General features: G+C 39.6%; 11 protein-coding genes. 5 read left to right on the top strand and 6 right to left on the bottom strand.

Going from position 1 to position 14,764, the window contains the following annotated elements:
- Positions 1-8: 8 nt before the first annotated feature.
- From IPM34_14485 to IPM34_14465, 5 genes are all read right to left on the bottom strand, one after another.
- The gene (locus IPM34_14485; protein ID MBK8956743.1) at positions 9-497 is read right to left on the bottom strand and encodes an OsmC family protein; all 489 of its coding nucleotides are present in this window, start codon (positions 495-497) and stop codon (positions 9-11) included.
- Between the two features lie 126 nt (positions 498-623).
- Positions 624-1,352: a carbon-nitrogen hydrolase family protein gene (locus IPM34_14480; protein ID MBK8956742.1), complete on the bottom strand. Its 729-nt coding sequence runs from the start codon at positions 1,350-1,352 to the stop codon at positions 624-626.
- 5 nt (positions 1,353-1,357) lie between these two features.
- Positions 1,358-1,879, bottom strand: a complete 522-nt coding sequence (locus IPM34_14475) for a GNAT family N-acetyltransferase (protein ID MBK8956741.1) — start codon at positions 1,877-1,879, stop codon at positions 1,358-1,360.
- Positions 1,880-1,960: 81 nt separating this feature from the next.
- Positions 1,961-3,382 (bottom strand): T9SS type A sorting domain-containing protein, encoded by a 1,422-nt coding sequence (locus tag IPM34_14470; GenBank protein MBK8956740.1) that lies wholly within the window; start codon positions 3,380-3,382, stop codon positions 1,961-1,963.
- A gap of 556 nt (positions 3,383-3,938) precedes the next feature.
- A complete protein-coding gene (locus tag IPM34_14465; protein ID MBK8956739.1) occupies positions 3,939-5,072 on the bottom strand; it encodes a DUF2911 domain-containing protein in 1,134 nt (377 codons plus the stop codon).
- Between the two features lie 237 nt (positions 5,073-5,309).
- On the opposite strand from IPM34_14465, the gene IPM34_14460 reads away from it, so the two are divergent.
- The 3 genes from IPM34_14460 to IPM34_14450 all read left to right on the top strand — a co-directional run bounded on the left by IPM34_14460 (position 5,310) and on the right by IPM34_14450 (position 7,670).
- Complete coding sequence (locus IPM34_14460) at positions 5,310-5,858, top strand: glutathione peroxidase (protein ID MBK8956738.1); 549 nt, start codon at positions 5,310-5,312, stop codon at positions 5,856-5,858.
- A 335-nt stretch (positions 5,859-6,193) separates the two neighbouring features.
- Entirely contained in the window at positions 6,194-7,105 is a 912-nt protein-coding gene (locus IPM34_14455; GenBank protein ID MBK8956737.1) for an AraC family transcriptional regulator, read from the top strand.
- A gap of 184 nt (positions 7,106-7,289) precedes the next feature.
- On the top strand, positions 7,290-7,670 hold the full coding sequence (locus IPM34_14450; protein ID MBK8956736.1) for a cupin domain-containing protein: 381 nt from the start codon (positions 7,290-7,292) through the stop codon (positions 7,668-7,670).
- 492 nt (positions 7,671-8,162) lie between these two features.
- On the opposite strand, the gene IPM34_14445 is transcribed toward IPM34_14450, so the two are convergent.
- Positions 8,163-8,984 (bottom strand): hypothetical protein, encoded by an 822-nt coding sequence (locus tag IPM34_14445; protein ID MBK8956735.1) that lies wholly within the window; start codon positions 8,982-8,984, stop codon positions 8,163-8,165.
- Between the two features lie 301 nt (positions 8,985-9,285).
- Between IPM34_14445 and IPM34_14440 the strand changes: the two genes are divergently transcribed.
- Together IPM34_14440 and IPM34_14435 are read left to right on the top strand one after the other, a co-directional pair.
- Positions 9,286-10,335 (top strand): hypothetical protein, encoded by a 1,050-nt coding sequence (locus tag IPM34_14440; protein ID MBK8956734.1) that lies wholly within the window; start codon positions 9,286-9,288, stop codon positions 10,333-10,335.
- 296 nt (positions 10,336-10,631) lie between these two features.
- Complete coding sequence (locus tag IPM34_14435; GenBank protein ID MBK8956733.1) at positions 10,632-14,564, top strand: DUF839 domain-containing protein; 3,933 nt, start codon at positions 10,632-10,634, stop codon at positions 14,562-14,564.
- Positions 14,565-14,764 lie beyond the last annotated feature (200 nt).

Genomic DNA, 14,764 nt, shown 5'->3' with positions numbered 1-14,764 from the left:
ATTCAACGTCAGTGGAGAGGGGTTGGGGGTGAGGCCAAGATCCTCGCCTTCACCCTCACCGGAAAGTTCACCGAATTCGAAATAAAACACAATTCGTGTGCTTTTATGTGCAGGGCTTCTGCTTGTTGTACCTTTTCAGCCTCCGTAATACTTACAACGGGATTGAGAGTCACTTCGGTAAAGTGGCCGCCTCCATGGGGCGTTTCCGTCATGTTACCTTCTGCCTGGTCTGTGTAACTCGTTACAATAATTCCTGCATCTGCACACAAATGAAGATACCATAACATATGGCATGAAGAAAGGGAAGCAACCAGAAAATCTTCGGGATTGTGCTTTGTTGGATCTCCACGGAAAGCTGCATCGGAAGAACATTCGAGATCTGGTTTTTTTTCAGAATGGATGATATGGCTTCTGTCATAGGCTCTGTAATCGCTGGTACCCGTACCTCTGTTCCCGGTCCATTGAATGGTCAATTTGTATAGGTGTTGTTTTTCCATATTGTTTTTCTTTTGTGGATTGTTTCCATTATTCCTAAAGCTTAGCTTGAGAATAGCTATTGTTTATGATCTCATTTTAAATCAACTTCATTATTTGTCATTTTTAGACTCCTTCAGCAAAGGGTTTTACATCATCAATTTAGAAGTCTCGCCGGTAATGTTATCATAAATCAACAATGCTTCATGGTCCGGTCCCAACTGATCTGCTAAAATTCCTTTTTCATTCCAAACACCGGAGTTTCCCCCGGCTGTAAAACCTTCGCAAGGACCTACTGCATTGGACATGACGACCGTCATTCCAAATTTTTGAGCTATGAGCGGATAATGAATATACGCTTTTTGGATTCCCTCCGTTGTTTTGGCTACACTTGCCATATAAATAGTTGCATGAGCTTTTTCAGCCTCCTCCGCATGCTGGAACAACATCGATTCATAACAAATTGCAGGAGCGATCACATTCTCGTCAATTTTTAAAAAATGCGGAAACAACCCTATGGAAAAGAATGGAATTTCGTCGGCATGTAGAAATTGTTTTGAATAACAAAGTCTGTTTTGAAAAGGCTGGAAAATGAAGTTTGAAATGTAAATGTGATTATTTGAACAGCTCGGTGCTCCAATTGAAATAGTCATTTTATAATGGTCACTGAGTGCCTGAAAGACGGAAAGTTGCTCATTATCTTCCGACAAAGCATTATTTTTTGCACTCGATGGTTCATATCCGGTCAGCGATAATTCGGGAAAAAAAATCAGATCAACTTGATGTAAACCGGCAAGCTCAATGAAACCGATATGTTTGACGATGTTCTTTTCAATATCAGCCGGGAAGGATTGAAGTTGAGCAATACAGATTTTCATTCCTTTCAGAATTTTAAATACATGATATGGTTTGGGTTGCTGTGAGAATCTGATATTTTGAAGTCATAATGTCCAACGACTACAAAACCCGTTTTTAAATAGAAGTCAACGGCTCTTTTATTTTCGGTCCAGGTATAAAGCCATAATCCCCGTTGTCCTTTTTCTTTTGCTAATTTAATGTTGTGATCCAGGAGTTTCCATCCCAGTTTTAAATTGTAAAACTCTTTGAGCAGATACAATCTGTCGAGTTTGGTGATGTTTTCATCCTGAATACAGGATACAGGGGTATCGGGTACTATTTTAGAATAACCTGCCAATTGATCCTGAGCATAAATAAGCCGGTATATAAAATGTGAATTCAGGAGTTCTGATTGAACCTTATCGATCGCATATACTGTTGAAGTATATGTTTCAATGTCACTGGAGGATGCGCTATGACCGTGTGATTCAATAAAGGTCTTTTTGCCGAGGTCAGAAAGAGCCTGGGTATCTTTAATATTTGGAATTTCAATTCGGGTCATTTGCATTCTGTAGCGATAGTTTTTTATCCGCGCTCTTATAAAGAAATGAATTCTGGTAATTGTGGAGAATTAAAGCCAAGTCAGTATTTATATTTTAATAAATTTATAAGAACCCCGCCATTTGATAATATAACAACCTGACTTCAGATCTGAAATGTTTAAAATGAAATGGTCTTGCTGTGTATTGGAAAATTTTTTAATAGTAACTCCCATTAAATTCTGAATAAGAATTTCATCTAAAGGATATATTTGATCGGAGTTTAATTTTAAATGAAGTTGATCTGATGCGGGATTTGGATAGATTGTAAAAGTATTCAGATGCGATGACTGGTCGGTTTGGCTTACATTTAATGTATCTTCAAATAACCATACCTTGCCGTCCCGTGTAGCCATAAAAACTTTATTGCCATCTGCAGCTAATGATCCCTGGGAAGGACCATCGTTTTGACCAGTAATTCCATCATTAAATAATTTCCAGTTGATCCCATCGCGAGACGTATAAATTCCAATCTGACTACTATTCGTTGAATTTCCTGAGTGAAAAAACATTTGTCCGTTTTCGCTTGTAACAATTTTGGAAACCTGTTGTCCCGTTTGGATGAGATAATCTGGCAATCCTTTTACCTCGTGAACGATTTTGGAGTGGAGGTCTGCGAAGCCTAACTTATTTTTCCATCCCAATTGCCACATATCCGGTCCGGACCAAACGAGTTGTTGTTCTTTGGTAAATCCAATAGCCGCAACATTCCCACTCATGTTGAGAGCTCTCATAATCCTTGAGGTATCTTTTTGAGTTTTTGTACCGGGCAGGCAAGCAAAAAGATCAGCCGGATGCCAGGATTTTCCTTCATCGTCCGAGTAAATTACGCCTGCCGTTTCTGTGCCTGCATAAACTCTTCCGTTTTTATCAATGGAAATACAGAAAATAGCACCATTCAAGTCTGAACCATTGAAACTTGGATAATAACAGGGGTAATCCATTTTAATTAAGCTGCTTTCATCGATGACTTCGAATGTTCTTCCTCCATCTGTAGATTTATAAATATAAGCCCATCTGGTTCCAACATAGATCGTACCGTTGGGGGATGTAGCCATACAGTGGCCTCCAAGTGTAGGAGAACCCGGTGAAGTAGCAGTATCCCAGGCCATTTTTTGATGATCAAATCGAAATAACCAGGGTTGTTGCTGATCGGTCCGGTATATACCTGCCATGACTTCATTCTGATGATTATAACCCAGCGCAACGATATTGTTTTGAATGGTACTGGGTCGTGGAATTTGCGGCAAGGCCTGGAAAATGGGATTCGAATCCTGGGTATTGGCCTTATAAATATATCCCAATTGCACGCCGGTTCCCAAAAGGGTATAAAAGATATCGTGATTGGGAGCAACTACCATTCTTGGGTAAACTCCCGACGGTAATCCTGATGCCCAGAGTTTCCATGTTGGATTTTGTGCTTGCGTACTCCAGAAGCTCAAACAGATGAAAAGTATTAAATGAACGCGCACGGGAAGTTTTTTTCAAAGATAATGCGTTTCATTGTTTTGCAATCCAGAAGTCATTAAAAGCTAAGGCCTTGTTATATTACCCAAGCAACACATTTCCTTTACCATAATTTTTTCAAATCATGCATGAGATGGAAGTTATCTTTATAGATGGTATCTCTGTATAATTTTAGGCAAACTATTCTCAATGGTTGGGATATCAATAGTGGAGGCATTATTTGATTCATAAATGCTAACATACCATTTTGACTGAGGTGGATTTTGTGGAGTGGAATAGCAGGATTCCAATGTAAAGTAACTGCAATGAGTTCGGTAAGATAGAATGTGGCGAAACTCATTAAGGGAGCATTGGAGCCGGCTGAAAGTTATTTTATACATGCAAAAATGACCCAGTCAGTTTGAATTCTTTATCGGTATTCTGACAGAATCTGTTTTTGAAATAGTTGCATTAATTTGAATGCTTTGAACGACATTTCAGTCATGCCAATGGACAAAAATTGGCTTGACTCCATTTAAGACTTTTCATTTATGGAAATCCCCTCAATTCTACCTATTGCGTTTATTGTTGCAGCAAGGATCCCGATTCCAAAGTTTTTACAAGTCCTTCCATATTTTTTTTGTCGTCGGGGCTTGGCGCTTGAGCAAGTGCAATTTTAGCATGTTCCAAGGCTTTTTTCAAATTGCCCAAAGCTGAATAACCGCGCATCATTCCTACGTGAGTAGGCCATACTCCTTTGTGTTTACTAAAGTTTTTTTCAAATAGAGCCATGGCCTCGTTATATTTTTTCTGACTGATCAGTTGTCTGCCGTATTGATGTAAATCAATGGGCCCGCCAAGTTCAACAGCTTCAGCCATCATCTTGTCAGCTTCTTCCTGACGACCGGTTTTTCGGAGTAATCCTGCATGCGTATTAAGGGCTCTGAACGTTCGAACACCCCCTAAATTTGGATTGGTGGCAGAGTTTATCCAGTTTAGCGCTTCTTCAAAGTTTATGTTATTCGTTAAACACCAATTTGCCCCGGCTTCCAAACTCGGTGGATCAAAACCCAGGGCACTGCTGAGCTGTTTTCTGATAGAAGTTAAAACGGTTTTTTGCAAATCGACTTCAACTTTAAATGGTATTTGCCAATGTTCCCACTTTAAAGCAACGTCAATAGAATTATTTGTCTGGTTGGTGAAAACAAATTCCAAACGTTCTGTATTTTCTGGAAGGCCTTTTATTTGACGGGTGGATACCCTTAACACATCTAAATCTTTATTGTAAAAGTAACTTCCCCAGGCTTCAGCATTTTTATTAAAGATAAGTATGCAAGAATCTGGATAGACGGCGATAAAGAATCCATATTTACCTGCAGCTATATTTTTTCCATTGATGCTGACATCTGTCGAAAATGAAATGGTCGTATTCTCATCTGCGCCTGCTCTCCAGGGCGATTCAACATTTGAGCCATAACCTAAAATTGAAAAGCCATAATAAACCAAATCACCCCAAATTTTTCCTTCGCGGCCTTTTACACCAGGAGCATTCCAGCGTATTTCAATGTCCGTTAATCCGATGCTTCTGCCCGCCATGCATTTATAATTGGAACCATTGTCGGGAAGATTTAAAGCCTGAGCCTGAATACCGGGACACGACAATCCTATCATCAAGATTAGAAGACTCGTCAAAGAAAAAACTTTGAAATTATGCATGAACGTATTTTTTATTTAAAAAATAGAAGCCATAAAATTATTAATAATCAGAGGCAAAAATCGTTTTTCTAAAAATTTAACATTTTCATCCGTTCAATCATTTCTACGTTGGGCAATCCATTGATTTTAATAAGAGCTAAGGTTTTAATATTCAACAGGTTTAATTACTTTTAATCCAATCCTACCGGATCCGTGAACAAGTTTCAAAATCGGCTGTTTATGATCGATAAGCCATATATGAAATACGCTGCTGTTTTATTATTCTTTATTTTTATCAATTCACGAAGCCAGGCACAAACGATGCAAAATTTTTATAATTTTAAGGTACAGACGATTGATGGCAAAGAATTTGATTTTGCCCAATTAAAAGGTAAAAAAGTCATGATCGTAAATACTGCATCGGAATGCGGATACACCCCTCAATATGCAGAGCTGGAAGAATTGTACAAGAAATTTGGTGGAGATAAATTTACCATTTTGGGATTTCCAACCAATAATTTTGGAGGGCAGGAACCGGGTACGAATGCAGAGATTCAGCAATTTTGCCAGAAAAATTATGGTGTTAGCTTTCCAATGATGGCCAAAATTTCCGTCAAGGGAGAAGCTATGCATCCATTGTATCAATGGCTTACCCGGCAATCGGAGAATGGAGTTCAGGATGCTGAAGTCAAATGGAATTTTCAAAAATTTCTGATCGACGAAAGTGGAAATTGGGCTCGCGTAATATCCTATAAGGAAAGCCCGATGTCAGACGAAATTCAGGGATGGCTTTCTTCTTCCAGGTAAAGAGTTTGGAAATTCCGGGATATTAACGTACTCATAAAAAAATAATATGTACCAAAATATCCTTTAAGGCTGCTTTAAGAGAACGCGCAGTCAACACTGTCTAATAAAGAAATTTTATTGGAACCTCCGTCCAATAAGTAGGCATTAAATTTCTAACCATTTAAGTATTTATTTTTTAGCCAATAAGTCAATTCAGGATACCCATCTTGAAAATTAGAATGATGGTTTTACCCCATAAGTATGGGATAATTGGATCAACTTCCGGCCGTTGCTCCTGGGAGTCGACACAAAAAGCATGAATTATTTGTATTTTTAAATTTTCTAATGCGCTTCCAATGTCAAAGACCAAAAAGGATGTCATGCTGATCAATGACCTGGCTTCTTTTGAAAAGCTGGTCAACCGGGATCTCCGGCCCTATGATATCAACATGATGGTCATGCCCGGTACACTGGAGGACAAGCATAAAGATGTCGATCCGGAAAAGGGAATAAGGGCCTTGAGACGCAGATTTAACCTGGTCTATTTACTTACAGAAGGTGAACACGATGTGTTACTCGGAGCAGATTATCGCTGGTTGAAACCCAACGACCTGGTGATCGTTCCGGAGAACATGGTCTATGCTTCAAAATTTATCAGGAACTGTAAAGGTTACTGCATCCATTTTAAAACGGAGTTTATTCAGAATTTGTTGAAGGGTCCGCTGTCGGATGAATTTTCATTTTTTGAATTTGATGGAGAGCATATCATCAATTTGAAAGAAGAGGATAGTCTGAATATTCAACAGGCATTCAGGAATATTATTGATGAATACCATTCATTTTCCTACGAAAAGGATTACATCCTTCGCAATTATATACACATTTTACTTTTGCGCATCCGCGAAATTTACAGGCCTTACGTAAACAGATTGGCGGAGAACAGCAGCAGGGCTACAAAAATCGCAACCCGGTTTAAGCATTTGGTCGAACAGAAATTTATAAACAACAGGTCGGTAGCAAAGTATGCGCAGGAACTCAACATCAGTTCCAAGTACCTGGGCGATGTAGTTAAAGCAACTTATGGCAAGACCCCGAGAGATTTTATCAGCGATATGCTCCTTTTGGAAGCGAAAGTCCAGTTGGGTTCGACTCAAAAGTCCATTTCTGAAATTGCCTTTGATCTCGATTTCCAGGATACTTCTCATTTTACACATTTTATCAAACAAAAAACCGGGATGAGTCCGGCTATACTCCGGCAGAAACTCTGAATTCTACAATACATCCGGTGTTTTGTACAATTTTTCAGCCTGGAACTGGCGGATGTTTGCATTGTCAATTTATTTAATCAACAAAAAAAAATGAATTATTATGCAAGCAAGAATTTTATTATTCACAGGCATTTTTGCCTTTAGCTTTTTGAACCTGGTCCTTTCGCAAGCACCACAAAAATCGATGCAGGAAGAAAAGGCAACTAAAGTTAATTTTACCAAGCCCGATGATGTAGCAACCTTTCCATTAGGGAAAGTCGACCTGGCAAGTATCGGTGGTGCGATGATCGGAAAAGCAGTTTTTCAGCCCGGATGGAAATGGTCTGAATCGGTCAAGCCGATCGCAAAAACGGAAAGCTGCCATGCTCCACATTTCCAATACCATGTTTCCGGAGTTTTACGCATAAAAATGGACGATGGTACCGTATTCGACTGTAAGCCAGGCGATGTATCTTATTTACCGAAAGGGCATGATGCATGGGTTGTTGGAAACGAACCTGTCGTCCTGATTGATTTTCAGGGTATGGTGGATTATGCAAAGAGCCAAGGTTCACATAAACATTAATTTGAGCACTGGGGAAGCATTTTAATAGCCCTTCAGGCTGCTTGACTTGTCTAATAAGGTACAGTCCGGTTTGTCGGATTGTACCTTATTTTTTAGTTGATAGTTGTTAGTTCACAGTGGGCAGTTGGCAGTTGATGCAATGATAGATGATAGATGATAGATGATAGATGATAGATGATAGATGATAGATGATAGATGATAGATGATAGATGATAGATGATAGATGATAGATGATAGATGATAGATGATAGATGATAGTTTGCAGAAGTTAGATTGTAAGTTAGTAAAATTAATTTAAATTCCAGGAACTATTTTCTTATAATATGAATTTTTCGAAACGTCGAAACGTCAGTTGACTTAAATCGCAAATAAATTAATTGACCTTATACTTATTAGAATCGGCGACTATTTCGAAGCCACGTTTTTAGATGCGTAAAAAAAGCCAATGACCTGGGTCATTAGCTTTTTTTGCAATTCAGTCGATGGCAGGCATTACCACCATCTTCTGATTTTGATGGCCAGTGTGTTTCCATCGGGCAGCGTCAAGGTTGCATCGTTATTACAGCTACCATCGCCATAATTTATACTGATCATTTCTCCGCTTACAACTACATCAATAACTCCTGCGACAATCCAACGGCAAGCAGTTGGATACAACAAAGCTTTTGATGTGTTAACTGAAAAACTGTTTCCCTCGCGGTTGGTACCGTTGGCAATTCCGGTTATCGACCAAACATCGTCCAGTCTCTGATCCGTATCAAAACCTTCAACCTGAGTCAGTGTTTGTGTGGCATTCCAACCGGACATTTTTCCCGATGGAAAAGTCAGGCTCCGGTCTAATGCTTCCCTTAAAAGCACCAGTTCTCCTGAAGTATTAGTGCCCTGATTGGTAAGTGTTATGGTCCCTTCAATTTGAACCTGATCGATTGAAAAATCTTGATGGTTTAAGGTCCTGACAGCGCCGGAGTTGTTCATTGGAGCTGAGAAATCGATCACCAGTTTGCCTTTGCGTACATGTCCATTTGGACCTGTCACGCCGTTCAGACCGTAATCAATGGTCAGTGTATTTGGATAAGTCCCTTTAGGCTGACTCCAGGTTCTGGTCGGATATCCGCGAGTAGTCAGATTGTTGAGTGCTAATTCCAGTTGTTCGTTGATTTCAGATTCGTTGACTTCCAACAAATACTGCTGTGTGGTCATGTCTTCAGAAGAAGTTGTAAATTGATTGGCAATGCCATCTTGTTCTTTATTACAGGATGGTAAGATTAAAGCGGTCAGTCCTCCGATGAAGGCCATCAGAACTATTCTGTTCATAAATATAAAATTTAGGGATAAATAATAATCGTAACATCAAAATAGACTTGAATCTTTTCGATTGGTTTAAGTTGCATGATCAATTTTTTTTATAAAATTAACCCACAGTCCTTCTTTTGAGTCCTGAAAAATGGATCCGGGGAAGCAGAATCTACGGCAGGCCGGCGAGGTCTGTTATTTTTACAATGGAAAATATTTAGAAAGTTTGTATTTTTGGTTTTTAGTATGGAGTCATCCCCAAACCCCGATTTCCCCATTAAATAATTATTTTTATTTTCACGCATTAAATTTTTTAGATTGAATGAAGAAGCTGAACCAATTAATTTTATTTTGTTGCATCCTGGCAACAAGCGGTATTTCTCAAAATGTTTTTACCGAAGACTTTATGTTTGGGCCTGTAGATAGTATCGAGCAATCAAACAATTGGTATCGAAGCGGAGTTAATTCAACTTTTAATATTGCTTCTGTATCCCCAGGACTTGAGTACAATGGATATGTTGGTTCGGGACGAGGAAATACCTGTATGGTCACAAATGATGGTAACGGCGATTTCGTGCTTAAGCAATTCAGCAATGCCATTACCTCAGGTGCTGCTTATATGTCTTTGATGGTTCGGGTAGACAGCTTGCCAGCTACTGTTACTTTCGGTAATTTAATAGGCTACAACATTGCAGGAGGAGGAACGGGTATTAATACAACGCTCATTTTGAAGAGATTATCCGATAGCACATTTCTTTTTGGAACCAGAAAAACACTGGCTGTGATCAATTATGGTAAAGATACATTTAGTGTAGGTCAAACCTATCTTGCAGTGCTTAAGTATTCCTTTGTTCCGGGAACCATGAACGATTCTTCCATACTTTATATATTCGATCAAAGCCTTCCTTTGGTTGAACCCGATCAACCACATGTTCTTGCAATGGATGGTAACAATGATCATGCAGGCCAACAATCAGTAGCTATCCTCAACAATTATGCAGAAAACGGATTACGAGGATGTAATATTAAATTGGATGGAATAAGAGTTGGTACATCATGGCAGACGAGTGTTTTAGCTATGCTTTCTTCCGTATCCGATCCATATAATCCATCGCAACTTATAATGGAAATAAGCCCTAACCCCAGTCAGGAAATTTCAAAGATCAAATATCAGTTGCCGGAGAAAGGTTTTGTTTCAGTTCAGATTTTCCAACAAAACGGATTGTTATGTGAGACGCTTGTCCATTCTACTCAGGAAAAAGGTATTCATGCGATCGAATGGAATGCTGGGGATTTACCCACCGGAACCTATGTTTGTAAAATTCAGTTTAAGGGACAGGAAACTTGCAAGCAACTTGTTTTAGTCCGATAGCTTAAAGATTTTTTTAGAATGGCTGTTGTCTGATTATTCCGGCCAAGTATTTTTTGGAATAAGCCTGTGCATTAAATTAAATGCGGCATAGCGTCAAATGGTTGGTAGTACAGGGCCATCGCATTTCAGGATTTAATAAATAAAAATAAAGCGGCAATATTCACCAATGAATATTACAGACAGCAAATTATTTATTATCAATTTCCATACATATACTTTTCAAATTGTTGCTTTTTAGATAGCATCAAAGTATATTGAATTTGATGCTTCGGCTTGTATGTTTGCCATCAAAAAAAATGGCAAAAAGAATTTTGTTTTTAGGCTTGTTGCTGAGTAGCTTATTTCTTTCAGCGCAGCAAAGTATTTCTGTAAGGATAGCCAGTAATGATGACGACATCGAAGAATATCTTCCAGGGGCCAATCAGACGAAAACACCAGGCAGCATGGATAATGGGAGTTCTGACCTTGAACTGGGATGTGAAACCAGCGGAAACATCGATCCCCAATACGTTGGTTTAAGATTTGTAAATGTTGGCGTACCCAAGGGCTCTAAAATTACAAGAGCCTATTTGCAGTTTACCGTCGACAATTCCAATAAAAATTTTGATCCCTGCAAATTGTACATTTTCGCAGAAAGAGCATCCAATGCCAATGCGTTTGATGTTGCGGATCCCTTTAATTTGACAAAGCGACCCGTTCTTTTGGATTCTGTTGAATGGAATATCCGGAGTGGTAGTTGGAACATCATTGGTGAAAAAGCTAGCGATCAAAAAAGTGCGGACATCTCCGTCCTCATTCAGCAAATCATCGATCAAAACAACTGGGCATCGGGCAATGCACTTTCACTTTTCATTAAGGGTACGGGACTCCGCGAAGCGGAATCCTATGATGGTTCGAATGCAGATGCACCATTACTCGTGATTGATTTTATACCAACGGTCACTTTAAGTCAGCGCATCAATACGGCGGAAGATGACATTGAAGAATACTTACCGGGTGCTAATCAAACCAAAACGCCCGGTAGTATGGATGTTGGTAGTTCCGATCTGGAATTGGGAATGGAAACCAAGGATAATATCGATCCCCAGTATGTTGGATTGCGTTTTAATTCCATTTCAATTCCAAAGGGTTCACTCATCCAATCAGCACATTTGCAATTTACCGTTGACAATAACAATAAGAATACTGATCCAAGCCAATTAACCATATGGGCAGAAAATTCAGTCAATGCAGCACCCTTCAATACAGGAGATCCATTCAATCTGACCAAACGTCCCGTTTTTTCTGATTCTGTTGTTTGGAATATTCCGATCGGAAGCTGGAATACCATTGGTGAAAAAGGTGCAGATCAGCAATCTTCAAATATTGCCAGCCTGATTCAGCATATCGTAAATCAGGACAACTGGACAACAAACAATTCACTTGCACTTTTCATCAAAGGAAATGGTTTAAAAGAGGCTGAATCTTTTGATGGATCTGCAGCAGACGCTCCACTCCTGGTCATTCAATATATCCCTCTTGGGACATATACTTCCAGCATTAGCAGTTTGGAGGATGACCTCGAAGAATATTTACCCGGGCCCAACCAAACTAAAACACCCGGTAGTATGGATCTGGGTAGTTCAGATCTCGAATTAGGCATGGAGACTAAAGACAATATAGATCCGCAGTATGTGGGAATGCGTTTTACAAATATTCAATTGGCGAAAGGAACCCAAGTGAAAAACGCCTACCTTCAATTTACTGTTGACAATACAAACAAAAACACCGATCCTTCTGCATTGAGTATTTGGGCTGAGAAAACCGGAAATTCTACAGCATTTAATTCCGGAATTCCATTTAACCTTACCAGCCGCCCCGTATTTTCTGATTCCGTGAGCTGGAATATTCCGCCAGGATCGTGGATGACCATTGGAGAAAAAGGTGCAGATCAGCGCTCTGAAAATATTGCTTCTTTGTTGAATTCTATTTTTGCTCAGGATGATTGGAGTTCTGGTAATGCTCTTTCTCTTTTCATTAAAGGGACTGGTCTTCGCGAAGCGGAATCCTATGATGGATCAGCTGCTGATGCACCGAAACTGGTTATTGAATATTTTCAATCATCAAAACCTACCTTACCCGTAACAAAATATCCCTTAAAAAGAAAATCGGACTGGTTGTTTTATGATAAGTCTGATGCACCCTCTGGGAATTGGACAGAATTGGCATTCGATGATTCAGCCTGGGAATTCGGTCCGGCACCATTGGGTTTTGGTGATCCGTTTATTGCTACGAACATTTCCTTTGGTCCGAATCCAAATAACAAATACACCTCAGCCTATTTCAGGAAGAAAATTGAAATTCAGGACACCAGCAATTTAAGTGATTTGGTTCAGTTTAGTTTGAGGGCAGACGATGGTGCAGTAGTATATTTAAATGGCGTTGAGGTGTTTAGAAGCAATATGCCGACTGGGCCTGTAGATTATACTATAAAAGCATTGGAGCGCATAACAGGCAACGATGAGTTGTATTATTATGTGTTTGATGTCCCCAAATCAAACTTTGTATCAGGTGTTAACCAGATCAGTGTGGAAGTTCACCAATGGGGAGGCATGAGTTCTGATTTGAGTTTTGATCTTGAAATCATAAATACTTTATATACTTCAAATTCAAGTGACCTTGGTTGTTTGGATCCAAACGATACACATATAGGATGCTTTCCAAGCTTATTGGCCAGACCACAGGATGAAGTTGTAGAAATTCCAGGCACACATGCCTTTCAAGTTGTTGCAGCAGCCTTCCAATCGTATAAAGGCAGTAATGGATTTGTATCTACCAATTTTGATTTTACAGGTTATGTACCTATCAATGGATCAAGTGAGGTAGGTTATTTATCCATCAATCACGAAACAGCTCCGGGAGGAGTCTCTATTTTTGATTTACATTTAGATAAAACATCCCAGACCTGGCAGGTGGATGCTTCCGGACCTGTTGATTTTAGTCCGGTGGTTTCTACAGCAGCCAATTGCAGCGGAACGGTCACACCCTGGAATACCATCATAACCTGTGAAGAAGTTTACAGTCCTGGTTCTCAGGATGCCAATAATGATGGGTATATTGATTGGGGCTGGAATGTGGAAATGGATCCGACGACCCGAAAAGTTCGCGATTATGGAGCGGGACAAGCTAAATTATGGGCGATGGGTCGGATGAGCCATGAGAATCTCGTGGTATTAAACGATCGGAAAACGGCGTATCAGGGTGAAGATGCTTCGGATGGCTCTGTGTATAAATTTATTGCCAATAAAGAAGGCGATTTGTCGAGTGGTAAACTGTATGTATTAAAACTAGACCAGGGTATGCAAAATGGAGAACCCGTAGCCCCCACTGGTATATGGTTGGAGGTTCCAAATACAACGAAGGATGAACAAAACAATGTAAAACAATGGGCTTTGCAAAATGGTGCAACGGTTTTCCCGGGAGTGGAGGATGTTGAAATTTCTCCATTAGATCAACAGATTTATTTTGCGGTGAAAGGATCTGGAAGAGTGTATAGATTTAAGGACAACGGAAATACAATAAGTGGATTTGAAACTTTTGTCGGCAACAGCGTGTATCGAATGAACTCAAGAGGTCGGGTAGTTGCAGAGGATTGGGCACAGGGTAATGACAATCTTACGTTTGACGACCGCGGTAATCTTTGGGTATTGCAGGATGGTGGCAATAATTTTGTTTGGGTGGTACGCCCCGATCATACACAAGTAAATCCTCGTGTCGAGATATTTATGCATACCCCGTTTGGTTCTGAACCAACAGGTATGACTTTTACGCCGGATTATAAGTATATGTTTATATCCATACAGGAACCAGCTCCGTCGAATCAGGCAGCTATAAAAGATGTCACTGGAAAAGACATTCAATTCAACAGAAGTACGGCTCTGGTCATTGGACGCAAACAATTTTTAGGCCCGCAGGTCAACAATAAGAATCAGGATGTTAAACCATTCCGTTTTGAGATTCATCCGAATCCCTTCAGCAAAGAAGCGAATCTTAAAGTTTATCTAAAGGAAGAGGCTATGTTAAAATACGAAATTATGGACTTAAACGGAAGAATCATCACTTCTTCAAATTTAGCCCGCTATTCTTCCGGAACAAAAAATTTTAAATTAGATCTCCCAATTCCAAATACTTATTTGTTAAAACTCAGTGTAAATGGAGTTGTTCATTCTAAATTAATACGGGGATTGTAAAATACAGATCAAGTTGAACGCGAAAGCTGTCTGAATCAATCAGGCAGCTTTTTTTTTATAATTAATTTGGTCGATCGCTTCCTAAGTGGCGGACCTGTTTGCAGACCTGGCAAGTGTTTGAGGCAAATACCTGGCAGTCGAGTCATCAGGCAATTCAGAAAACAATCCGATTGATATTATTTGAAAAATACGAGGGATTG

The sequence above is a fragment of the Saprospiraceae bacterium genome, from assembly GCA_016716185.1.
Taxonomy (GTDB): domain Bacteria; phylum Bacteroidota; class Bacteroidia; order Chitinophagales; family Saprospiraceae; genus Vicinibacter.
This window is presented reverse-complemented; position numbering and strand designations above follow the sequence as displayed.

Coding starts and splice junctions, on each gene's coding strand:
- IPM34_14485 (MBK8956743.1), bottom strand. CDS start 497: ATGGAAAAACAACACCTATACAAATTGACCATTCAATGGACCGGGAAC.
- IPM34_14480 (MBK8956742.1), bottom strand. CDS start 1,352: ATGAAAATCTGTATTGCTCAACTTCAATCCTTCCCGGCTGATATTGAA.
- IPM34_14475 (MBK8956741.1), bottom strand. CDS start 1,879: ATGCAAATGACCCGAATTGAAATTCCAAATATTAAAGATACCCAGGCT.
- IPM34_14465 (MBK8956739.1), bottom strand. CDS start 5,072: ATGCATAATTTCAAAGTTTTTTCTTTGACGAGTCTTCTAATCTTGATG.
- IPM34_14460 (MBK8956738.1), top strand. CDS start 5,310: ATGAAATACGCTGCTGTTTTATTATTCTTTATTTTTATCAATTCACGA.
- IPM34_14455 (MBK8956737.1), top strand. CDS start 6,194: ATGTCAAAGACCAAAAAGGATGTCATGCTGATCAATGACCTGGCTTCT.
- IPM34_14450 (MBK8956736.1), top strand. CDS start 7,290: ATGCAGGAAGAAAAGGCAACTAAAGTTAATTTTACCAAGCCCGATGAT.
- IPM34_14445 (MBK8956735.1), bottom strand. CDS start 8,984: ATGAACAGAATAGTTCTGATGGCCTTCATCGGAGGACTGACCGCTTTA.
- IPM34_14440 (MBK8956734.1), top strand. CDS start 9,286: ATGAAGAAGCTGAACCAATTAATTTTATTTTGTTGCATCCTGGCAACA.
- IPM34_14435 (MBK8956733.1), top strand. CDS start 10,632: ATGGCAAAAAGAATTTTGTTTTTAGGCTTGTTGCTGAGTAGCTTATTT.